At 72.7% G+C, this 22,125-nt stretch carries 15 protein-coding genes; 6 read left to right on the top strand and 9 right to left on the bottom strand.

The window, feature by feature from the left end; translation table 11 throughout:
* The first annotated feature begins 106 nt into the window (after window positions 1-106).
* The 3 genes from AQI88_RS40055 to AQI88_RS40045 all read left to right on the top strand — a co-directional run bounded on the left by AQI88_RS40055 (window position 107) and on the right by AQI88_RS40045 (window position 2,609).
* Window positions 107-1,567, top strand: a complete 1,461-nt coding sequence (locus tag AQI88_RS40055; protein ID WP_067010284.1) for a DEAD/DEAH box helicase — start codon at window positions 107-109, stop codon at window positions 1,565-1,567.
* A 69-nt stretch (window positions 1,568-1,636) separates the two neighbouring features.
* Window positions 1,637-1,939, top strand: a complete 303-nt coding sequence (locus AQI88_RS40050; RefSeq protein ID WP_067010280.1) for an SCO5918 family protein — start codon at window positions 1,637-1,639, stop codon at window positions 1,937-1,939.
* A 175-nt stretch (window positions 1,940-2,114) separates the two neighbouring features.
* Window positions 2,115-2,609, top strand: a complete 495-nt coding sequence (locus AQI88_RS40045) for a DUF5994 family protein (protein WP_244184581.1) — start codon at window positions 2,115-2,117, stop codon at window positions 2,607-2,609.
* A gap of 38 nt (window positions 2,610-2,647) precedes the next feature.
* On the opposite strand, the gene AQI88_RS40040 is transcribed toward AQI88_RS40045, so the two are convergent.
* Window positions 2,648-3,907, bottom strand: a complete 1,260-nt coding sequence (locus AQI88_RS40040; protein WP_067010334.1) for a PP2C family protein-serine/threonine phosphatase — start codon at window positions 3,905-3,907, stop codon at window positions 2,648-2,650.
* A 209-nt stretch (window positions 3,908-4,116) separates the two neighbouring features.
* On the opposite strand from AQI88_RS40040, the gene AQI88_RS40035 reads away from it, so the two are divergent.
* The gene (locus tag AQI88_RS40035) at window positions 4,117-7,254 is read left to right on the top strand and encodes an ATP-binding protein (protein WP_067010277.1); all 3,138 of its coding nucleotides are present in this window, start codon (window positions 4,117-4,119) and stop codon (window positions 7,252-7,254) included.
* Here AQI88_RS40035 and AQI88_RS40030 read toward each other — a convergent pair.
* The 4 genes from AQI88_RS40030 to AQI88_RS40015 form a co-directional block, all read right to left on the bottom strand.
* Window positions 7,232-8,041, bottom strand: coding sequence for an ABC transporter permease (locus AQI88_RS40030; RefSeq protein ID WP_067010274.1), 810 nt, complete (start codon window positions 8,039-8,041; stop codon window positions 7,232-7,234). The genes AQI88_RS40035 and AQI88_RS40030 overlap by 23 nt on opposite strands.
* Complete coding sequence (locus AQI88_RS40025) at window positions 8,038-9,009, bottom strand: ATP-binding cassette domain-containing protein (protein ID WP_067010270.1); 972 nt, start codon at window positions 9,007-9,009, stop codon at window positions 8,038-8,040. Before AQI88_RS40025 ends, AQI88_RS40030 begins: the two co-directional genes overlap by 4 nt.
* Before the next feature lie 106 nt (window positions 9,010-9,115).
* Window positions 9,116-11,572: an ABC transporter permease gene (locus AQI88_RS40020; protein ID WP_067010267.1), complete on the bottom strand. Its 2,457-nt coding sequence runs from the start codon at window positions 11,570-11,572 to the stop codon at window positions 9,116-9,118.
* Window positions 11,572-12,303, bottom strand: coding sequence for an ABC transporter ATP-binding protein (locus tag AQI88_RS40015; protein WP_067010264.1), 732 nt, complete (start codon window positions 12,301-12,303; stop codon window positions 11,572-11,574). Before AQI88_RS40015 ends, AQI88_RS40020 begins: the two co-directional genes overlap by 1 nt.
* Window positions 12,304-12,423: 120 nt before the next feature.
* On the opposite strand from AQI88_RS40015, the gene AQI88_RS40010 reads away from it, so the two are divergent.
* Entirely contained in the window at window positions 12,424-13,032 is a 609-nt protein-coding gene (locus tag AQI88_RS40010) for a response regulator transcription factor (RefSeq protein ID WP_067010260.1), read from the top strand.
* Window positions 13,033-13,275: 243 nt separating this feature from the next.
* Here the strand turns inward: AQI88_RS40010 and AQI88_RS40005 are convergent, their stop codons facing one another.
* From AQI88_RS40005 to AQI88_RS39990, 4 genes are all read right to left on the bottom strand, one after another.
* Window positions 13,276-15,309, bottom strand: a complete 2,034-nt coding sequence (locus AQI88_RS40005) for a sensor histidine kinase (RefSeq protein WP_244184578.1) — start codon at window positions 15,307-15,309, stop codon at window positions 13,276-13,278.
* A 78-nt stretch (window positions 15,310-15,387) separates the two neighbouring features.
* Window positions 15,388-15,597, bottom strand: a complete 210-nt coding sequence (locus tag AQI88_RS40000) for a helix-turn-helix domain-containing protein (protein ID WP_067010257.1) — start codon at window positions 15,595-15,597, stop codon at window positions 15,388-15,390.
* Window positions 15,588-19,892, bottom strand: a complete 4,305-nt coding sequence (locus AQI88_RS39995; protein WP_067010254.1) for a serine protease — start codon at window positions 19,890-19,892, stop codon at window positions 15,588-15,590. The genes AQI88_RS40000 and AQI88_RS39995 overlap by 10 nt, the downstream gene beginning before the upstream one ends.
* The gene (locus tag AQI88_RS39990) at window positions 19,889-20,251 is read right to left on the bottom strand and encodes a CU044_2847 family protein (RefSeq protein ID WP_067010251.1); all 363 of its coding nucleotides are present in this window, start codon (window positions 20,249-20,251) and stop codon (window positions 19,889-19,891) included. The genes AQI88_RS39995 and AQI88_RS39990 overlap by 4 nt, the downstream gene beginning before the upstream one ends.
* Before the next feature lie 307 nt (window positions 20,252-20,558).
* Here AQI88_RS39990 and AQI88_RS39985 point away from each other — a divergent pair, with 307 nt between their 5' ends.
* The gene (locus tag AQI88_RS39985) at window positions 20,559-21,815 is read left to right on the top strand and encodes a serine hydrolase domain-containing protein (RefSeq protein ID WP_244184577.1); all 1,257 of its coding nucleotides are present in this window, start codon (window positions 20,559-20,561) and stop codon (window positions 21,813-21,815) included.
* Window positions 21,816-22,125: the final 310 nt, after the last annotated feature.

Here is a 22,125-nt window from a genome sequence, read left to right as displayed (position 1 = left end):
TTTTGCGCTTTTTCTTCGGCTCATTCTTGCGAATTCTCATCGCGGCTCCGCACCGCTCGAACGGAATTCCTCGATACGTGCCGCACGCATCGAGGAAGGTTCCCCAATGAACCGCACCCGTCGCACCGGAAACAACCCCTCCCGTTTCCGTTCACGGGGGACGAGTCCCCAACGACCTCGTCCGGCCGCCGCCGCAAAGAACGACCAAGGCCCCCGCCGGTCCCGGCCCGCCGCACCCCGCGGCGAGTTCGCCCTGCCCGCCACCCTCACCGAGGCACTGCCGGCGGTGGAGGCGTTCGCCGACCTCGACCTGCCCGAGCGCCTGCAGGCCGCGCTCCGCGCCGAAGGCGTGACCGCACCCTTCCCGATCCAGGCGGCGACCCTGCCGAACTCGCTGGCCGGCCGCGACGTGCTGGGCCGCGGGCGCACCGGCTCGGGCAAGACGCTCGCCTTCGGCCTGCCCCTGCTGGCCCGCCTCGACGGACAGCGCGCCGAACCCCGGCAGCCGCTCGCCCTCGTCCTCGTACCCACCCGGGAACTGGCCCAGCAGGTCACCGACGCCCTCACTCCCTACGCGCGGGCGCTGCGCCTGCGGGCGGCCACCGTGGTCGGCGGCATGTCGATAGGCCGCCAGGCATCCGCTCTGCGCGCCGGTGCCGAAGTCGTCGTCGCGACCCCCGGCCGTCTCAAGGACCTCATCGACCGCGGCGACTGCAGTCTGCACCGCGTGGCCGTCACCGTCCTGGACGAGGCCGACCAGATGACCGACATGGGCTTCCTGCCGCAGGTGACCGCGCTGCTCGACCAGGTGCGCCCCGACGGCCAGCGGATGCTGTTCTCGGCCACTCTCGACCGCAACATCGATCTCCTGGTGCGCCGCTACCTGCACGACCCCGTGGTGCACTCGGTCGACCCGTCCGCGGGCGCCGTGACGACGATGGAGCACCACCTGCTGCACGTCCACGACGACGACAAACACGCCACCGCCACCGAGATCGCCGCCCGCGACGGACGAGTGATCATGTTCCTGGACACCAAGCACGCGGCGGAGCGGCTGGCCAAGCACCTGCTGTCGGTCGGAGTACGTGCCTCGGCCCTGCACGGCGGCAAGTCCCAGCCGCAGCGCACCCGCACCCTCGGCCAGTTCAAGGACGGACACGTGACGGTCCTGGTGGCCACCAACGTCGCCGCGCGCGGTATCCACGTCGACGGCATCGACCTCGTCGTCAACGTCGACCCGCCCGCCGACCACAAGGACTACCTGCACCGTGGCGGCCGTACCGCCCGCGCCGGCGAGTCCGGCACCGTCGTCACCCTGGTCCTGCCGCACCAGCGTCGCGCCGTGAACCGCCTGATGACCGACGCCGGCATCACTCCGCAGACCACCAAGGTCCGCCCCGGCGAGGCCGAGCTGAGCCGTATCACCGGCGCCCGGACACCTTCCGGAGTGCCCGTCACAGTGACCGTCCCGGTCGCCGAACGACCCAAGGCCACCGGATCCGCCGGGCGCGGCCGGGGCCGCCGATCCGCACGGGGCCGCCGCCCCTCCGCACACACGAACCGATAGCCGCACGAACCGGTGACAGGGGGCCGGGGGTCGCCCACCGAGAACCGGACCGCTCCCCATGGAGGCATCATGCGCTGTGTCATCGCCCGATTCCCCTTCGACCTGGTCAAGAGCGAGGTCGAGCAGTCGATGGAAAGCATCCAGCCCGAACCGGCCGTCGGAGTCTGCGTGACCATCGGCCGCCGCATCTACCCGGTCAAGCAGGTCGGGCAGGTGATCACCAAGCAGGACCGCCGCGACTTCACCGCGTACGAGGTCCGCAGGGCGCTGACCCAGCTCGGCTTCACCTGCCACGATGCCCCGCCGGCCCGCCCGCAGGGCGGCCCCGGTGAGCCCTCGTCGCTCCCCTGGGCCGACACCTCGCTGGGCTAGGGCCCGTCCCAGGGCGCGAGAGACACCTCGCACCCGGAGTCCCTCTTCGTGTACTCCGGCCGGACGTACGGTTGACCGTACCGAGAGCATGTCGCGCAGCGCGGCCACGGCGGTGCCGTTCCCGGCGAACAACAGACACGGACGGCCGGGAGCCGTCCGGGACGGGATCGCACGTATGGACGCCACCGGAAGGCCCGCCGAGGACGCGTCCTCGGACGCAGCACACACCTACCGGATGCCCCTCCCCCGGCTGACGCTCACACCGGACGCCAGCCACGGCCCGCTGGACGGAGCCTGGTGGCCCCGCTGCGACGCTCTGGAACTGGAGCTGCCCGCGCTGGTCGGGGCGCTGGACCCCGGCCTCGGCACGGTCACCCGCGTCACCGTGGACACCGCCGCCTGGCCCGACGCCCCGCGCACGGTGCTGGCGCCCGGCCACGTCATCGAGGTGGCGCTGTCGGACGTCGACGCCGAGGCGCATGCCATCACCTTGGACTGCGGCACCGTGGGCCGCTGGGAACTGCTGGTCGTCCCGCCCGGCGAGCCGGCCGACGCGGCCACCTGGCTGCTGACCACCGCCTCCGACCCGTGGAACGCACTGACGGCCCCGCACATGCTGGCACTCGCCGAGGCCAACCGGGAGAACGGAGCAGACCCGGGCAGCGTGTGACCGCCCGGGCACCGGAGCCGGGGCAGCAGGCAGCGCTCCTAGAGGCGGACGGCGATCAGCGCGATGTCGTCGCGTGCGCCGCCGCTGACTCCGAAGCGGGCCAGCAGCGCGTCGGTGAGGTGCTCGGGGCTGAGGCGGGCGGAGTGGGAGAGGGCGTCGCACAGGCGGTGCAGGCCCGCGTCGATGTCCTCGCCCCGGCGCTCGATGAGCCCGTCGCTGTAGAGGATGAGGGTGTCGCCCACGGCATAGGGCACCTGCGCCTCGGTCCGGGGGACGTGTTCGGCATGCGCGCCGAGGGGTGGGTCGGTGGCCTGGTCGAGGAGGTCACAGGTGCCGTCGGCGTGCAGCAGGACCGGGGGCGGGTGTCCGGCGCTGCTGTAGGCGATCAGCTGTTCGCCTGCGTGGACCACCGCATGGACCGCGGTGGTGGTGAGCGCCCCGTCCACACAGAGGGCGTACCGGCACAGCACCTCCAGGGCCTGGGCGGGTCCCTCGACGGTACGGGTCGCGGCGCCCAGCGCGCTGCGCAGCATGCCCATGACGGCAGCGGCCTCCAGGCCGTGGCCGACGACGTCGCCGACCGACACCGCGAAGGAGCCGCCGGGCAGGTCGATCACGTCGTACCAGTCGCCGCACACGTTGAGCGAACCCACGGCGGGCAGATAGCGCATCGCGATGTCGGGGTGGCGGACCAGGTCCGGGGAGGTGAGCATCGCTTCCTGCAGGGTGACGGCGACCTGCCGCTCGCGGGCGTGGGCCCGGCGCAGCTCCTCGTTGAGGCGCTGCAACTCCTGGGCCCTGGAGTACAGCTCCGCCTCGAGGGCCTCCAGTTCGACCTTGCCCTCGGAGGCCTGCACCTCGTCGGGCACCTCCTCCCGTCGTGACCGGCGGGAGCGGACGAACTCCGTCACGTCCTCGACCCGGTGAATGATCCAGGCCACGGTCCCGTCGGGGGCCCTGACCGGGGTGTTGATCGGGGACCACCAGCGTTCCTCGAACGCACCCGGCCGGTCCACGAGGGGGATGTCGTACTTCTGCAGCGCCATCGTGTCGCGTTCCCGGGTGGTCAGGACCCGGTGCAGGGAGGCGCTGAGGTTGCTCACCCCGTCCGCGTCGGGGTCCGCCGGGTTGTCCGGGAAGGCGTCGAAGATGTACGTCCCGACCAGGTCCTCCCGGGTACGCCGGGTCGCCTGCAGATACGCGTCATTGACGTCGACGATCACCAAGTCCGGGCCGAGGACGAGATACGGGCTCGGGGTGGCGGCGAACAGGGCCGCATAGTCGATCCGCGATGCGATTCTCGATGTCTGCATGGCACTGCCCGCCATCCCGGACCTCGGGGGTCCCCACCTCTCAATGTACGGGCCGGGCATGCCGACGCACCCGGGCACGAACCCGACGGCGAGGAGGCCGAGGTCGGGCAGAAGCTGAACCCGGGCACCTGCGCCCGCTGACGGGCGCCGGTCCCGTCGTATGCGGATGGCGGCCCGCTGGCTAATGTGCAGGCGTGACGACCGAGTTGATCCTGCTGTCCCGAGTCGCCTGTCGCGGGCGGGAGATCACCGCACCCCGGCTGCGCGGGCTGTTGGCGCTGCTCGCCGAGGATCTGCGCGGCGGCTGTAGTACGGGCCGGCTCGCGGAGGGGCTGTGGCCGGACGAGCAGCCGGAGCGGCCGGGCAAGGCGGTGCAGGTGCTGGTGTCGCGACTCAGGGCGCAGCTGGGTGCCGACCTGGTCGTGAGCACACCGACGGGCTACCGGCTGGCGCTGGACGAGGCGCAGGTCGACGCCTGCGCGCTGCTGGTGTGCGAGGCGGGGAGCGCCGGGCGTGCGCGGGCCGGGGATCACGAAGGCGCCCTGGCGCGGGCCGAGGCGGGCCTGGCGCTGTGGGACGGGAGTGTGGGCGCCGGGGCCGGAGAGGAGCTGCGCGATCCGGTGGTGGCGCTGCGCGTCGACCGGGTCCGGGTGCTTCGTTCGCTGGTTCGTCACCGGGCGCTCGCCCTGGCCCGGCTGGGACGGCGGGAGGAGGCGGCGCCCCCGCTGGCCGAGCTGGCCCGGGAGCTGCCGCGGGACGAGGAGGTGCTCGCGGAGCTGCTGCGCTGCGAGGCCGCGACCGCGGGCCGGGCCGCGGCACTGTCCCGCTACGACGCCTACCGCCGCGCTCTGCGCGATGAGCTGGGCACGGATCCGGGTCCCGGACTCAGGTCCGTGTACCAGGAACTGCTGAGCGCGGATGCGCCGCCGGTTCGCCACGGCGTGCCTCACGAGCCGAACCCTCTGCTGGGGCGGGACGCCGACATCGCTGCCGTGGCCGGCCTGCTGCGCGACGCCCGGGTGGTCACCGTCGTCGGACCCGGCGGACTGGGCAAGACCCGCCTCTCCCACGCGGTGAGCCGGGCCGCCGAGCAGCCCGTGGTGCACTTCGTCGCCCTGGCCGGTGTCACCGCCGACGACGACGTGGCCGACGAGGTGGCCTCGGCCGTCGGCGCCGGGGACGGACGGCAGTTCACCGGCGGCAAGGACGAGGTGGGCCGCATGGTCGCCGCGCTGGGTCCCGGGCCCGCGCTGCTGGTGCTGGACAACTGCGAGCACGTGGTCCGCGGTGCGGCCGCTCTCGTACAGGCGCTGGTGTCGCGGTCGAAGGAGCTGCGGGTCCTGGCCACCAGCCGGGCCCCGCTCGGGCTGACCTCGGAGTCCGTGTACGCCCTGCCGGAGCTTTCCCCGGCGACCTCGGTCGAGCTCTTCGCGCAGCGGGCGCGGGCTGCCCGGCCGGGCGTGGAACTGCCGGCCGACCGGGTGGCCGAGATCTGCCGTCACCTGGACGGGCTGCCGCTGGCCGTGGAACTCGCCGCGGCCCGGGTGCGGGTGCTCTCCGTGGCCGACATCTCGCGTCGGCTCCGGGACCGTTTCGCCCTGCTGCGCGGCGGCGCGCGCGACGCACCCGAGCGGCACCGCACGCTGCAGGCCGTGGTCGAGTGGAGCTGGAACCTGCTGGAGCCCGACGGCCGGGCGGCGCTGCGCGCGTTGTCGGTGTTCCCCGGGGGCTTCGCCGAAGACGCGGCGGAGTACGTGCTCGACGAGTCCGGGGACGCGCTGGCTCTGCTGGAACAGCTGGCCGGTCAGTCCCTGATCAAGGTGCGGGACAGCCCTTCCGGGGTGCGCTTCCACATGCTGGAGACGCTACGGGAGTTCAGCGCCGCCCGGCGCGCCGAGGCCGGCGAGGAGGAGGCGGTGACCGACCGGTTCCTGTCCTGGGCGCGGGACTTCGGCCGTGCGCACCACGATGTGCTGTTCCGCGACGATCCGCTGCCCTCCCTGATCCGTATCCGGCCCGAGCAGGACAACCTCGTCCTGGCGCTGCGGCACGCGCTGGCCCGTGCCGACGGGCCCACCACGGCTGCGCTCACCGCCGTGCTGTCCTCCCTGTGGACCACCGACGCCAACTACACCCGGATCGTCGCCCTCGCTGCCGAGACCGGCGGTCCGCTGTCCCGTTTCCGGCCCGGCCCCGAGGACCTCGAGGCGGCCCGCAGCGCGGCGGCGGTGTGCACGGCCAGCCTCTTCATGGGCCAAGGCCCGCACGCCGTACGCCAGCTCGTCACGCTGCGCCGGCTGCCGCCCGCCGCGCCGGACACGCTGATGCGGGCCGTGTCCGTCGTCCTGGGTGCCGTCCCGGAGATTCACCCGCCTCACTACGCACGGCTGCAGGAGCTGTGCGACGCCGACGAGCCCCTGCTGGCGGGCGTCGCGGCCTGCATCGCCAGTTACGTATGGGACTCCGAGCACGAGACGGAGCGCGCGCTGGAGTTCGCCCGCCGCCTGCCCGGCACGCTGGGGCGGCTGCGCAATCCGCCCATGCGGCTCCTCAGCCATGGGCGGATCAGCGAGCTGTGCCTCCAGTCCGAGCGTGGCGAAGAGGCGTACGACCATCTGCGAGCCGCGCTGAGCTCGCTCGGTGAGTTCGGCGACTGGCCGGACTCCATCGGCATCCACGGCGGGCTGGTCGTCGCCTGTCTGCAGCGCGGGGAGGTCGACGAGGCGGAGTACTGGTTGGGGCTCGCCGCCCTGGACCAGCAGCCGGAGTCCGCCCAGATGTTCAATCCCGATCTGCCGGCCCGGGCGGAGATCGCACTGGCCAAGGGGCTGACCGAGGTCGGGCTCGGACTGTGGCGGCGGGCGGTGGAGCGGATACGGGAGGACAGCCTGCTGCATGCCGGCGATCCGTTCCTGGATCCGTGGTCGCTCGAGGTGCGGTCGGTCGCACTGGCGGCGCACGCGCAGCACGGCCGGCTGGAGCCGGTGGCCGGGCTGGCCGAGCAGCTGCGGGAACGGCTGCTCGGGATGCTGTCCGCCCCCTCGGACGACAGGTCTCCGGCGGACCTGCCGGTGTACGGATCGGCGTTGCTGGCGCTCGGCCTGGCCGGGCTGGCCCAGGGCGACACGGCGGCCGTACGGCTGGTGGCGCTGGCGGAGCGGATGCCGGTGGTGCGGGACTTCCCCACCATGTCCGCGGCACGGTCCCGGCAGCTGGCCGAGCACGCCGACGGGGCGGCGTACACCGACGCGAGGTCGAGGTACGCCGCCCTGGGGCGGGAGGAGTTGCGGGCGGCGGCGCTGCGCGAGCTCAAGCCCGCGGCTCGCGGTTGAACCGGGCCTTGGACCACAGGTAGCCGAGCACGGTCAGCCCCAGGCACCAGCCGACGGCCAGCAGCGCGTTCTTCGTGCCGATCTCGCTGCCCAGCAGCAGCCCGCGCAGGGTCTCGATGAAGGGCGAGAACGGCTGGTACTCGGCGAACCAGCGGAACCAGCCCGGCATGGCGTCCACCGGCACGAACGCGCTGGACAGGAACGGCAGCATCACCAGCGGCATGCCGATGTTGCTGGCCCCCTCCGCGTTCGGGCTCACCAGGCCGATGCCGACCGCGATCCAGGTCAGTGAGAGGCTGACCAGCGCCATCAGCCCGGCCGCCGCGATCCACTCCACCGGTGTCGCGTCGGGCCGGAAGCCGATGGCCACTCCGATGCCCAGGACCAGCACCAGGGCCATCAGCGTCTGGATCACGCTGCCGATGACATGGCCGATCAGCACGGAGGCGCGGGAGATCGCCATGGTGCGGAACCGGGCCATGATGCCCTCGGTCATGTCGGTGGCCACGGACACCGCGGTGCCGAGCGAGGTCATGGCCGCGGTCAGGAAGAGAATGCCGGGGACCAGGTAGGCGACGTAGTCGGCGCGGTCGGCGTGGCCGCCGTTGATGCCGGCGCTCATCACGTCGCCGAAGACGTACACGAAGAGCAGCAGCAGGATGACCGGGGTGAGCAGCAGGTTCAGGGTGAGAGAGGGGTAGCGGCGGGCGTGCAGAAGGTTGCGCCGCAGCATGGTGAGGTTGTCGCGGAAGGGGTGGGCCCGCAGGGACTGGGGGGCGGCGCTCATCGGACGGTCTCCTTGTCGGCGGACTGAGCAGGTACGGGGCTGCCGGTCAGGGCGAAGAACACGTCGTCCAGGTCCGGGGTGTGCACGGACAGTTCGTCGGACTCGATGCCGGCGCTGTCGAGCCAGTCGAGGATGGCGCGCAGCTCGCGCTGGGTTCCGTCGCTGGGGATCTGCAGGGCGAGCGCCTGGTCGTCGCGGGTGGTCTCGCGCAGTGCGGTGGCCGCCTGCTCGTACGCCACCGGGTCGGAGAACCGCAGCCGTACGTGTCCCCCGGGGACGAGCCGCTTGAGCTCCTCGGCACTGCCCTGGGCGACGAGCTTGCCGCCGTTGAGCACGGCGATGCGGTCGGCGAGCTGGTCGGCCTCGTCCAGGTACTGGGTGGTGAGGAAGACCGTGGTGCCGCCGGAGACCAGCTCGCGGATGATCTGCCACATGGTGTGGCGGGAGCGCGGGTCGAGTCCGGTGGTCGGCTCGTCGAGGAAGATGATCCGCGGGCTGCCGACCAGGGTCATGGCGATGTCGAGGCGGCGCTTCATGCCGCCGGAGTAGGTGGACGCGGGCTTCTTCGCCGCCTCGACCAGGTCGAAGCGCTCCAGCAGCTCGGCGGTGACCTGCCGGCCCTCACGCTTGGACAGGTGGTTCAGGTCCGCCATGAGGAGCATGTTCTCCTCGCCGGTGATCAGTCCGTCCACGGCGGAGAACTGGCCGGTGACACCGATGGCGGCCCGTACCGCCTGGGCCTCGGCGGTGAGGTCGTGCCCGGCGATCCGGGCCTGTCCGCCGTCGGCGCGGATCAGGGTGGACAGGATGTTGACCGCCGTGGTCTTGCCCGCGCCGTTCGGCCCGAGCAGGGAGAAGATCGTGCCCGCGGGTACCTGGATGTCGATGCCGTCGAGGACGGTCTTGTCCCCGTAGGACTTGCGCAGCCCGGTGGCTGCGATCGCGAGTTCGTGGTTCGTCGCCGTCATGCCGCAGAGCTTGCGGCCCGGGCGGTTCAGATCGGCTTCAACCCGGTTTCAACGCCCTGGAGAGGGCCTCAGGGCGTTGAAACCCGCGGAGCCGGACCCGTCGGCGTCACTGCCGCCCGCCGATCGCCTCCGCGGGGCGCTGCCGCAGGGCCAGCCGGGCCGGGAGAGCCGTCGCGGTGAGGGCGAGGGCGGCTGTGGGTGCGAGTACCCCGAGGTAGGTGAGCGGCGGGATGTACGGGAGGGGCGAGCCGGTCATGCCGGTGGCGAAGGCGGTCAGGGTGAGCAGGGCGATGCCCGTGCCGAGGACCGTGGCGATAGCGAGGGCGGCGAGCGCCTCCAGGCGCAGTACGCGCAGGACCTGGCGCCGTGTGGTGCCCACCAGCCGCAGCAGGGCCAGTTCCCGGGAGCGGTCCGCGGTCGACATGCCCAGGGTGTTGATCACGGCGATCGCACTGAAGGCGATGATCAGGCCCATGGCCACGTAGTTCACCTCGGCGTCGGGTGCGCTCGCGGCGACGGCCCGGGCATGGTCCATGACCGTGACGGAGGGGACCGCCGCGACCAGGGCGGACAGTTCGGCGCGGGTCAGGCCGGGGGCCGCGACGTAGAGGGGGCCCATGGGGTTGTCCACGTGCGGGGCGACCAGGGCGTGGGAGAGGGTGAGGTCGCCGTAGCCCAGGCCGCGGGTGTAGAGCGCGGCGACCTTGAGGGTGGCGGGGGTGCCGTCGCCCAGGGTGAGGCGGACCGTGTCGCCCACGGAGACACCGAGGCGGTCGGCGGCGTTCTCGCTGACCGCCATGGAGTCCTTGCCGAGGTCGCGCAGGGAACCGGCGACCACGCCCAGGTCGGTCGTCCGCATGAGGCCCTCGGTCGTCACCGCCTGTGCACCGTACTTGGTCAGGCCGACCCGTACCGAGGTGTGCAGGACCTCGGTGACGGCCTCGACGCCCGGCCGCCCGCGCAGGGATCGGGCGGCCGAACCGGGGACCTGGGGGCCGAGGACGTAGTCGGCGCGGCTGCCCGCGGCGACCTCCCGCTGGGCGGCGTGGCCCATCGTGGTCTGGACGAAGAGGATGGTGCACGCCATCGCCACGAGCAGGCACAGCGGGGTGACGACGGACGCCAGGCGCCGGGATCCGGTGCGCAGGTTGGCCGCGGCGAGGTGGCCGGCGGTCCGGGAGACGCGCAGCGGCAGGGTGAGCAGGGCGGCCGCCGCACGGGCCGGCAGGGGGCCGAGGAGGGACACCGCCACGGTCCACATCAGGGCGGTGAGCATGGTCACCGGGCTGCTGGCCGCCTCGGTGGACAGCGTCGACAGGACGAGGGTGAGGACGACGGCCGCCGCGGTGGCGAGCAGGCCGGCCACCAGCCGGGGCCAGGGCAGCCGGGCGGTCGGCAGCGCGGCCTCGCCGAGCGCCTCCACCGGGCGCACCCGGGCCGCCCGGCGGGCCGAGAGACGGGCCGCCGTCCAGGCTGCCAGCACCGTGGCGAGCAGCGCGGCGAAGGCGGGGAAGGGGCTGACCACCAGCCGCAGATGCTCCGGTACGGCGCCGAGCGCCACGAACCGGGAGCGCAGCCAGAAGCCCAGTGCGATGCCGGCGGCGGAGCCGGCCGCTCCCGCGGCGACGGCGGTCACGAGCGCCTCGCCGCCGAGCAGCCGGCGCAACTGCTTCGGGGTGGCCGCGACCGCGCGCAGCAGGGCGATCTCGCGCTGCCGCTGCTGGATGGAGAGCGCGAAGGTGCCGGCCACGACGAGGATCGCGACCAGGAGGGACGTACCGCCGAGTGCTCCGCCCAGGCTGACGAGTTTGACCCGGGCCTGCTCCGCGTCGAGGAACTCGACGGCGCCGCGGGCTTCCCCGGTGTACTCCCGTGCCCTGGTCCCGCGCAGGGCGGCGGCCAGGCCGGGCCGTTCACCCGTCTTCGGGAAGACCCCGATGGCGCTGACCTGCCCCGGGCGGCCCGCCAGCCGACGGGCCTCGGCCGGGGCGAAGAAGAGGGTGTGCTGGGTGGGCAGGGCCTGCCGGGTGACGCCCGACACCCGGTACGTGGCGGCCCCCGCCGGGGTCAGTATGCGCAGCCGGGTCCCTGCCCGGGCGCCCGAGCGGGCGTCCACGACCACCTCGGCGGCGGTCTTCGGGGCGCGGCCGGAGGCCAGGGTGAAGGGGGTGAGGGCCGCCGAGTCCCAGCCGTGGCCCTGCGCCTGGCCGCCGCTGGTGCCGACGGGGAAGGTCACCTCGGCGACCACCTCGCGCACGCCGGCACTCCGGCGCAGTGTCTGCGTCAACGACGAGGGAATCCAGGCGCGTTCGGCGATCGGCTTGGCCTTGTGCTTCGTCTTGCCGTTGGACTTGTGGACGGTCTGGTGCACGTACTGGTCTCCGGCGACCACGACCGGGGCGCCCGCGTAGCGCTCGGGTGCGACCCGGCCGCGCAGCCCGGTCTCCAGCAGCATCCCGCAGGCGGTGATCAGCGCGGCGGCGCACAGCAGGGTGACGAACGCCCCGGCGAAGGCGGCTTTCCGGTGGCGCAGCGTCTTCAGTGCGAGGGTCAGCACGGCCATCACTTCCACGCTCCCAGCCGGGTCATCCGTTCGGCGATCTTGTCGGAGGTCGGGCCGCCCATCTGGTCCACGATGCGGCCGTCGGCCAGGAACAGGACGGTGTCCGCGTACGAGGCGGCCACCGGGTCGTGCGTCACCATGACCACCGTCTGGCCCATGTCGTCCACCGTCTCCCGCAGCAGGGCCAGGACATCGCGGGCGGTCATCGTGTCGAGCGCTCCGGTCGGTTCGTCCCCGAAGATCACCTCTGGCCGGGTGGCCAGGGCGCGGGCGAGGGCGACGCGCTGCTGCTGGCCGCCGGAGAGCTGGGCCGGACGGCGGTTCGTACGGCCTTCGAGACCCACCCTGCGCACGATCTCGCCCAGCCACGCCTTGTCCGGGCGGGCGCCGGCCAGCCGCAGCGGCAGGGTGATGTTCTCCAGCGCCGTCAGCGCGGGCATGAGGTTGAACGCCTGGAAGACGAACCCGACCCGCTGCCGGCGCAGCCGGGTCAGCTTCGTCTCGTTCATTCCCGTCAGGTCCGTGTCCCCCAGCCGGACGGTGCCCGACGTGGGCGTGTCGAGGCCGGCGGCACACTGCAGGAAGGTGCTCTTGCCCGATCCGGAGGGGCCCATCACCGCGGTGAAGCTGCCTCGCGGAATGCTCACCGAGACCTCACGGAGCGCGGCGACGGCCCCCTGCCCTTTGCCGTAGACCTTGCTGACTGCGTCCAACCGCACTGTGTCTGCCATGCGTTCAAGCCTGCTGACCAGGCGCGAAGCGGCCCAGAGACGGCGTCATGTCCGGAGCATGACCTCGTCATGAGCCGGATGATCCGGACACCGCACTCCTCAACTGGTATATGTGGCCGGGTGATACGGGTGCTTCTGGCGGAGGATCAGCACGTCATCAGGGGGGCGCTGGCAGCGCTGCTCGGCCTCGAGGCGGACATCGAGGTCGTCGCCGACGTCGACTCCGCCGCCGCGGCCGTGGACGCGGCCCGGGTCTACGAACCGGACGTGGCCGTCCTCGACATCGACATGCCGGGAACGATGGACGGGCTGGACGCGGCGGCCGTACTGCGCGAGAAACTGCCGGGCTGCCGGGTACTGATGCTCACCGCGTACGGCAAGCCCGGACACCTGCGGCGGGCGCTCGGTGCGCGGGTGGACGGGTTCGTGCTGAAGACCGCGCCGCCGGAGGAACTGGTCGGCGCCGTACGGAAGGTGGCGGCGGGCGAGCGGGTGCTCGACCCCTCGCTCGCGCTCACCGCCTGGGACCTGGCCGAGAATCCGCTCACCCCGCGCGAGGCCGAGGTGCTCCGGCTGGTGGCGTCGGGCGCGGAGGCCACCGAGATCGCCCAGCAGGTCCACCTCACGGCGGGGACGGTCCGCAACTACCTCACGGCCATCGTCACCAAGCTCAACGCCCGCAACCGCACGGACGCCGTCCGCATCGCGACGGAGGCGGGCTGGATCTGAGCGCCCAAAGGGGCGCGGGGAACTGCGCGACCAGCCACGACGCACCCGCAGGCGGCGTACCGGCCTTCCAGCGGAGCGCTACGGTACCCAGGCGACCAGCTCGAACCAGCCGTCCCCGGGCGCGATGACCGTCAGTTTCCCGTCCAGGGCGCGGGCTGGATCTGAGCGCCCAAAGGGGCGCGGGGAACTGCGCGACCGGCCACGACGCACCCGCAGGCGGCGTACCGGCCTTCCAGCGGAGCGCTACGGTACCCAGGCGACCAGCTCGAACCAGCCGTCCCCGGGCGCGATGACCGTCAGTTTCCCGTCCAGGGCCGCGAGCCGGGCCGTCAGGTTGCCGATCCCCGACGATCCCCGGCGGCCGCGCGTGCCGCGCGCCCCGTCGTTGCGCACACGCAGCAGCGTCCCGCCGTCCTCCACCGCCGTCGAGATCGCGCAGGACCGGGCGGCGCTGTGCCGCAGCACATTGGTGACCGCCTCCCGCAGCACCGCGCTCAGTGCGGTCTCGGCCGCGGCCGGCAGGGTGTCGTGGGCGAGCGACATCTCGGCCTCGATGCCCGCGGCGGTCAGGACCGCGCGGACCGAGGCCGCCTCCGCGGTCAACGACATCCTGCCCGTGCCGCCGGTGGCCGCCCGCAGGTCGGCCTCGCCACGTTCGGCCATGGCCAGGACGTTCTCCAGTTCGGCCGGCACCCGCTCGGGCGGCAGCCTGCGCGCAAGCTCGCAGGTCAGCAGCATGCCGGCCAGGCTGTGGCCGAGCAGGTCGTGCAGGTCGCGGGCCGCGCGCAGGCGTTCCTCGACGACCGCCGCGCGGGCCAGTTGCCGCTGCGCCTCCTTGAGTTCGTTCACGATCTGGGCGAGCCGCAGCAGTCCGTACACGACGAGCCCGGTGACCACGGTGCTGAGGGTGTAGTTGACCGTCGTCGCGAGCGGCAGCCGCAGCCACGCCCCGATCAGCGCGACGCTCGCCGTCACACAGCCGGCCAGCGGCCAGGCCACCCGGCGGCGGAACGCGAGCGGCAACGGTCCGGCGAGGAACCCGGCGACCCCGAGCCAGGCGCGGCCGAACGCGAGGAGCGGCAGATACGTGCACAGTGCCATCACCGCGAGCGCCACCGTGTGCCGTCCGCGCACCGAGCGGACCTGCAGCGCCACCACCAGGGCCAGGCAGGCGGCGGCGGGCAGGACACGGTCGCCGGGGACGAGCAGCAGGCTCTTGAGTGAGAAGCCGACCAGCACGGTGACGAGCAGGGCGACGGAGAGCAGGTGGGCGTACCGGTCGCCGTCCGGCTCCCGGGGACGCGCCGCATCCGGCAGTTCGGCCTCCACGACGTGCCGCCCTTCGGGGGTCAGCCCGGTGGTCACCGTGCCGCCCGCGCCGGTGATCCGCTCCGGCAGCGCACCGAGACTCTCGTCCTCCGCCGTCCGCGCCCCGTCGCTGACGACGCGCAGCCGTATCCGTCCCTGCTCGGCGGCCGTCTCGATCAGACAGCCGGTGGCCGTGCCGCGCCGGACGACATCGGTCACGGCCTCGCGCAGCACGTCTGCGAGCAGCGCGCCCGCGGGGCCCAGGGGTTCGGTGTGCCCGGTGCGCACCTGGACGGGCACACCGGCGGTGGTCAGCAGCGCCCGTGCCGCCGTCACCTCGGGTGCCAGCGACGTCGAGCGGTACGACGCCGCGGAGCTGCGGGCGTCGGCGAGGCAGTCACGTGCCGAGCGGGTGACGTCGGCGAGCAGTGGCCCGGCGCGATCCGGCTTCGCCAGGGCGGCCCGCACCCCGGTGGTGATCTCGGCGAGGCCGCGCCCGAGGCCGTCGCTCAGCTCACCGGCGATCCTGAGCCGCTCCTCGGCGACGGCGGCCGCCGTCAGGCCCAGCCGGGCGGTGTGGAGTTCGTCCGCCCGCTGGGTGAGCCGGGTGAGACCGTAGATCACCAGGCTCATGAGCACCATGCTGATCGCCGAGTCCACGGGCCCGGTGACGGCCGCACCGGCGGCGACCGCTACAGCCAGGGGCCACGCGGGGGTCAGCAGCAGCGAACCGCCGAGAAACCCGAGGATGCCCACGGAGGCGCCGGTGACGTACACCGCCGCGTAGCAGACGGCTCCCTGTGCGGCGAGCAGCCACAGCCGTCCGGGCACCCGGCGCCGCAACGCGGGCAGGACATGGAAGAGCTGGAGCCCGAACACGGCCGGTGCGAGCACCGATCCGGCGGCGAGATAGACGGTGGCGAAGGCGGCCAGAACGACGACCGTGACGCCCCGCGCCGAACCGGACACCGGACCTCCCCCGTCAGCCGTGCCCCGACGTCCGCGATCCTATGCGAGGCCCTGGAGCGGGGCCGGTCGAGCCGGCCGTCACAGCCGGCCGCGCTCCACCGCGCGCAGGGCCGCCTGGAAGCGGGTGGTGGCGCCGAGGCGGCTCATCAGGTCGGCCGCGTGGGCACGGTACTTGCGCAGCGACATGTTCGGCTCGCGGGCGGCGGTCTCGTCCTTGCCGTAGGCGGCCAGGGTGCGCAGGACCCGCGCCTCGGTCGCCGTGAGGTCGACCGCTCCGGTCACGGGCACACCGGCTGCGACGGTATCCGCACGGGAAGACCGGCTCGCTCGTCGGCGGTGAACCCCTGGTCGCCGATGGCCTCGCACAGCCCACGCTGCCACCGGGCCGGGTCGAGGCGCAGGGATCCGCCCCGGTTGTCCGAGTTCTGGAAGATCACGGTCTTGCCGTCCGGCGTGAGATCGCGGAAGACGTACCCGCCGGCCCCCAGCACGCTGCTGGAGGGAACGCGGCCGAAGTCGTACGACTCGACAGGGGCGCGTGTGCCGATCTCGTAGACGCGTACGGAGCTGTTGGCAGCGAGGACGAAGTGGCCCTTGCCGTCGAGGAAAGAGGTCACGAACGGTTTCCTGTCGTCCTCGGCGATGCTGCGCAGCGGCCCCAGCTCCCGGTGCCACGGATCTCGTCGCCACAGCTCCAGGATGGTTCCGCTGCGCAGGATGCCGACGTAGCGGCCGCTCGGGTCGAACTGCACGCCGGTGGTGTCGGTGGACACCTTCACCGTCGCCGTCGTACGTCCCGTGGTGAGGTCGACGACATGGACCGTGGGGTCGCCGTAGACGAGCACGGACACCTGGTTGTCCGCCGGGTAGTCGCCCACCCGCCAGGTCGTCGGTCTGCTCGCGCGGGTACTGCCGTCGACGATCGGTTTGATGTCGAAGCGGGCGAGCTGTCGGCCGGTGCGCGGGTCCCACTGCTGCGCCACCGTGCCGGAGACGGTCACGAGACGGCCGTGCCGGTCGAAGAAGCACTGGAAGTCCGAGGCGGACGGCGGCTTGGGCACGGTGATGTGCGCCGTCCGCCGCAGCGTGGCCACCTCCCGGACGGACACGGTCTTCTCGGAGTCCCAGTCGGCCAGGAGGTCCCGTTTCCGGTTGAGCACGATGTGGTAGTTGCCCTCGGGAAGCCAGTACGGCCGCGGCCGGGGGATGTCGGCGATCAGCGGAGACTTGCCGTCGCCGCTCGACTCCATGCGGCGGATCTGCAGACGCGCGCCGCCGCCCGCCACGTTGATGCTTCTGCTGCCGTCCTCGGTGAGCCGCTGCTGATTCACCACCGTGGAGTCGGGCACGGAGGACAGATCGAGGTAGTTGATCAGTGAGTCGCTGTGCCCGGCGAGGTACAGCTTCCCGCCGGACGACACCAGGTCCCGGGCGGTCGTGTCGACCCCGTCGAGCTGGGTGGCCTCGCCGGTCAGCTTCCCCCGGACCAGGTCCACCAGCATCATGTTGCTGTCGTCGCCGATGACGACATGGCGCCCGGTCCCGTCCACGCCCTCGGTGTGACAGGAGCCGTAGTCCGGCGCGTGGTAGACACGCCCCTGCGGGGCCGGGCCGGAGATCCGCCAAAGCCTGTAGGACGCGGCCGAATCGAGACTGTTGCGGCAGACGACGACCGCCGACCGGTCACCGGAGACGGTGAGTTCGTCGGCGTCGCTCACGACGGTACGGCTCTTCCCGGTGGCCATGTCGAGGGCGACCAGGCTGTTCCCGCCGTGCCCTTGCCTGTACCGGTACGTCTGCGCCAGCAGGGTCCGGTTGTCGGAGCCGAACCACAGCGTGCCTTCCATGTCCGCCGGCATGCGCACCTTCCCGCCGACCGTGCCGCGGTCCAGGTCCCACCACATCAGGTCCTTGCCGGTCCGGACGACGACGAGGCGCCCGTCCGCGGACATCGCGAACCCGCTCCGGGTCTCGAAGGTGTACTCCATCAGGTTCTTCACGCCGGGCAGGTGGTGCACAGGACCGATGACCGAGTGCGCGTCGGGGTGCACCTCGAACCAACCGGCCTCCCCGCCGTGCGTGACGTACGCGGCCCGCGAGCCGTCGGCCGACACCATGGCATAGACCACTTGCTTGACCCCGAACTGCTCGCTGCGCACCGTGCCGTGCAGGGCGTGCACGAACAGCGTCGCGCGGCCCAGGGTGCTCCGGGCGAAGACCACGTTGCCGTCCCGGCTGGTCTGGAACTGCTCGACCGTCCCCAGCAGGCCGGACAGGACACGGGTGGAGTACGCGTACTCCAGGTACTGCCGCAGCAGCTGGCTGCGTGCCTCCTGGGTGGGCGAGGCCTGGTACGCCGCGAGCGCCACCTTCACCGACAGCACCGGGTCGAAGTCCGCCTGGTCCTGCGAGAACTGGGTCAGGGCACGGGAGTTGGCGAGCGCCTCACGCTCCCGGCTCTGCTCCCGGGCATATGCGAACAGGGAGCCGAACAGCACCGCGAGGACGACCAGCACGGCGAGGCCGGACCGCAGGGCCCGGCGTCTGCGGGCACGCGTGCGGTGGTGGAGGCGGCCACGTTCCAGGTACTCGCGCTCGGCCGCGGTGAGCTCGTTCGCACGCTCGTCCAGCCACGGCTCGGCGGCGGTCAGGGCCGCTGTCGTCGGCAGCAGGTCGTCCGAGCGTTCCCCCTCCTCCCAGCGGCGCCTGTCCTGGCGGAGAGTCTCCCGCCAGACCAGGAACGTACGGTCCTCCGTGACCCAGGTGGCCAGCTTGTCCCAGCCGGTGATGAGGGCTTCATGGATCAGCTCGACGGTGTCGGTGCCCTCCGGGTCCCGGCCGACGACCAGGAGGCGGTCGGCCGCGAGCCGCCCGGCCACCCGCCACGCGTCCTCGCCCAGTTCCGTCCGGACGGCCACCCGGCGGGTGACGGTGGCCGACTCCACCGGCACCCGGACGAGCTGGCTGAACAGCCGCCGGGCCGCGTCCTCGTCGGACTCCGGGATACGGGCGGCCCAGACACCCGCGAGGTGATCGTGCAACGCACCGGCGACGCCGCCGATCTTGTCGTACGCCTCGTAGGTGAGCCGTCCGGGCGTCTGGCGCTGCTGCTCCTTCCAGAGCCGGTCGAGGGCGAAGCCGAGCAGCGGCAGCGCACCGGGCCCGGCGCCGGTGTCGTCGAGGATCCGTTCCACGAGACGGGGCTCGTACTGCACGCCGGGTACGGCGTCCACGGGCAGGGTGACGACCTCGCGGAGCTGCGCGCCGAGCATCGGCCCGAGGGCGTACACGCGCCGCCCGTCGAAGGCGGGCCCGAGGCCCGGGTGGGCGAGGGCCGCGCCGAGGAAGTCGGCCCGCAGCGTGGTCAGGACGCGGACCGCGTCCGGCAGATCCGCGCCGAACAGGATGCGGGCCAGTTCGTCCACGTCGTCCGGTCCGCGCGCGAGCAGCTCCTCGAACTGGTCGACCACGACCAGCAGCCGCTCGTTCCCCCTGCTCTTCATCACCTGCGCCAGCACCACATCGGCCAGGCCCCGCTCGCCGCGCAGCACCTCGGTGAGCTTCAGCAGCTGGTCGATCGCATCCGTACCGCTCGGCCCCGGTTCCAGCAGTTCCCGCAGCTCGGCCGCGAGCCCGGCCGCCGGGCTGCTGCCCGACGACGGCCGCAGCACGACCACCGAGCAGCCCTGTGACCTGAGCCTCGGTACGACGCCGGCCTGGGCCAGGGAGGACTTGCCGGAGCCGGACGGGCCCACGATCGCCGTCCAGCGTTCGGCGGTGACCATCCGGGCGACCGCCTCGGACTCCGCCCTCCTGCCGTGGAAGAGCGCCGCGTCGGACTCCCCGAACGGCTCCAGGCTGCGGAACGGCGACGGGGGCAGCGCCAGCCGGCGCAGTCCGGGCCAGGCGTCCAGCAGACCGGCCGTGGGGATCAGATAGCTCGCCGGAGGTTCGCCCTCCTCGGCCAGCGCCATCATGCCGACGACGGCCCCCAGCTGCTCGTCCCACACCGGACTGCCGCTGAAGCCGCGGGACACCCGGTAGCCGCCGCCCGCCAGATCGGCCTGCACCCAGCCGTTGGCCTGCCTGGCGCGCAGGACCGCCGAGTGCCACACCCCACCGGGGCGGCCGTCGGGGAAGCCGAACACCCGCGCGGGGTGCTGCCACACATCCGGCTCCTCGGCCAGGAGAAGGGGCCGGCTGCCCAAGACCGCGCTGCTCAGACGCAGTACGGCCACGTCCCCGGCCCCGGACGGCTGCGGGGGAACCCAGCGTTCGACCCGGGCCCGGAGCTGAGGCACGCCGTCCGGGCCGTCGGCCTGGGCGCCCTCGGCCGGTGCGTGCAGCAGGGGGAACGTCACATCGATCAGGGCGTCGGAGGCGGGCTCGCTGCCGGGGGGCGTACCGAGGGCGGCATTGACGACATGGGCGCAGGTGAGAGCCAGCTCGTCGCCGACCAGGAAACCGGCTCCGACCGGCCTGCCCCGCCGGTCCCGGACCTGGATCACGGCCGTTTCGAGAGCGTTCGTGCCGGTCGGGACGGCGGGTAAGGAGGACGGGGCGGCAGGCTCGTTCCGCGTCACTGTGCGGGCTCGCTCGGTTCCGGTGTGGCGGGCGGCCGGTGCCAGACGAGCGAGACCTTGAAGTTGGCCTGCGCCGACGTGCTGGAGATGACCACGTCGGCCTCGGCCGACAGGGAGAGACCGAACTCGACGGCGATCTCGTCCGGCGCGTGGACCATGTCCCGGAAGCCGTCGACGAAGTTCTGCGCGACCGGCCGTACCGTGCCCAGCATCTCGCCCAGTGAGCGCGTGGCCCGCGCGACGACCTCTCCCGGCCGGGCGACCCTGACCAGGCCGTCGCCGCTCTGCTCGATCCGGACCTTCACCAGCTCCGGCTGCCCGCCGCCCGCACTGACCGGCAACTCCACCAAATAGGCCACCGCTTCCCCCCTCGGCCGCACCGATTCCCCGTCAGCCTCGCAGTCCCACCAGGGTTATCGTGCGCCTCAACCATCCCTTGGACAAAGGGAGTTGTAAGGACAGGGTGTGCTGATGCCGTGGAAGTGCCGTGACGGCGTTGCTGTTCGGCGCCCCTGAGGGGTGGATCCAGGGGGCTGTCGGGGTCCGGTCAGGGTCGGCTCAGGGGCGTTCCCTGATGAGCGGGGCCGCTGGTGCGCAGGAGACTCGTGGGCGGGGCCGGTCGCTGCCGGTCCGACCACCACTTTCACGCTCACGGGGGAGACCGTCGTGAACCGCACCGCCCGTCAAAATCGTTGGACCGCCGTGGCCGCCTCCGGCGCCCTGCTGGCGACCCTGGCCGTGGGTGTGGGTGTGGCCGCCCCCGCCTCCGCCACCCCGCACCCCAAGGCCGCTGTCGCCCCTGCCACCGCACCGCTGCCCGCCCTCGACCCGGCCGCGCTGCGGGCGGCCATCGGCGGCCTGCCGAACGCGGACGTCACCGGCGCGCTGCTGCGGATCACGGGCAGCGCGGGCCACTGGTCGGGCACCTCGGGCGTGGGCGACCTGGAGACCGGTGAGGGGGTTCCGCGCAACGCGCACATCCGGATCGGCAGCATCTCCAAGGTCTTCACCGCCACCCTGGTCCTCCAGCTCGCCGCCGAGCACCGGATCGACCTGGACACCCCCGTCCAGCAGTACCTGCCGGGCGTCCTTCCCGCCGACCTCCCGCCCGTCACCGTCGGCCAGCTGCTCAACCACACCAGCGGCCTGCCGCGCGGCGCCGACACCCCGGACTTCGGCGACGGCAGCCCCGAATGGTTCGCCGCCAACCGCCTGAAGAGCTTCGCCCCGCAGCGGGTCATCGACCTGATGGCGGGCCGGCCGATGCAGTTCGCGCCGGGCACCGCGCAGCAGTACAACGGGGAGAACTACTACGTCGCCGGCCTCCTGGTCGAGAAGATCACCGGCCACACCTTCGCCCACGAGGTACGGACCCGCATCACCGGCCCCCTCGGCCTGCACGACACCTACGTTCCCGCCGCCGACGACCCGCGTCTGCCGGCCCCGCACTCCCACGCCTACCTGACGGTCAAGGAGGCCGACGGCACCACGCACCCGGTGGACGTCACCGAGCAGAGCCCCTGGCCCTGGGCCGAGGGCGGCATGATCTCCACCCCGGCCGACCTCGACCGCTTCATGACCGCACTCTTCCGCGGCCGCCTGCTCCCGCCGGCCCAGCAGGAGAAGCTCTTCACCGTCCCCGACGTGCCGAGCTTCCACAGCAGCCAGTGCCGCACCGAGTCCGACGCGGGCCGGGCCTGCATGACCATGGGCATCATGCGGGTCAAGGCCGCAGGCGGCGTGGTGGTCTGGGGCAAGACCGGCTCCCGCCCCGGCTACACCAGCGGCGTCTTCGCCACCCGCGACCTCTCCCGCAAGATCGTCTACTCCCTCAACCCCACCAACCTCAACGGCACCGAGATGCGCTACATCCAGCAGATAGCGGCGGCTTCCTTCGGCCGCCTGGTCCCTGCCGGAAGCTGAGTCCGCCAGCGCCGCCGGTGTCCCGATCAGGGGACGCTCAGTCACACGAGCCCAGAGGCATACAGCAACCGCAAGATCCGCACTTTCCTCCGCAAGCACGGCATCCGGCACGTGATCCCTGAGAAGAAAGACCACAAGGCCGCCCGCCTGCGCAGAGGGTCACGCGGCGGGCGGCCGCCGGGCTTCGACAGCGGCCACGGCAGGAAGGGAGTGTTGCGCACGGTGCCTCTCGATACAGGGGGCACACGCCCAGCCGCGACCGCATCCGTGTACGGTCGCAGCGCTGCTCCTGAACCACTTGCTGCTGACC

Source organism: Streptomyces cellostaticus, assembly GCF_001513965.1.
Lineage (GTDB): Bacteria > Actinomycetota > Actinomycetes > Streptomycetales > Streptomycetaceae > Streptomyces > Streptomyces cellostaticus.
The sequence above is the reverse complement of the archived record's forward strand: the minus strand, read 5'-3'. Positions and strand labels throughout refer to the sequence as shown.

Excerpts from the sequence above, each read along its gene's own strand:
- AQI88_RS40030 (WP_067010274.1), bottom strand. The coding sequence starts at position 8,041 with ATGAGCGCCGCCCCCCAGTCCCTGCGGGCCCACCCCTTCCGCGACAAC.
- AQI88_RS40045 (WP_244184581.1), top strand. The coding sequence starts at position 2,115 with ATGGACGCCACCGGAAGGCCCGCCGAGGACGCGTCCTCGGACGCAGCA.
- AQI88_RS40020 (WP_067010267.1), bottom strand. The coding sequence starts at position 11,572 with ATGGCCGTGCTGACCCTCGCACTGAAGACGCTGCGCCACCGGAAAGCC.
- AQI88_RS40025 (WP_067010270.1), bottom strand. The coding sequence starts at position 9,009 with ATGACGGCGACGAACCACGAACTCGCGATCGCAGCCACCGGGCTGCGC.
- AQI88_RS40055 (WP_067010284.1), top strand. The coding sequence starts at position 107 with ATGAACCGCACCCGTCGCACCGGAAACAACCCCTCCCGTTTCCGTTCA.
- AQI88_RS40050 (WP_067010280.1), top strand. The coding sequence starts at position 1,637 with ATGCGCTGTGTCATCGCCCGATTCCCCTTCGACCTGGTCAAGAGCGAG.
- AQI88_RS40015 (WP_067010264.1), bottom strand. The coding sequence starts at position 12,303 with ATGGCAGACACAGTGCGGTTGGACGCAGTCAGCAAGGTCTACGGCAAA.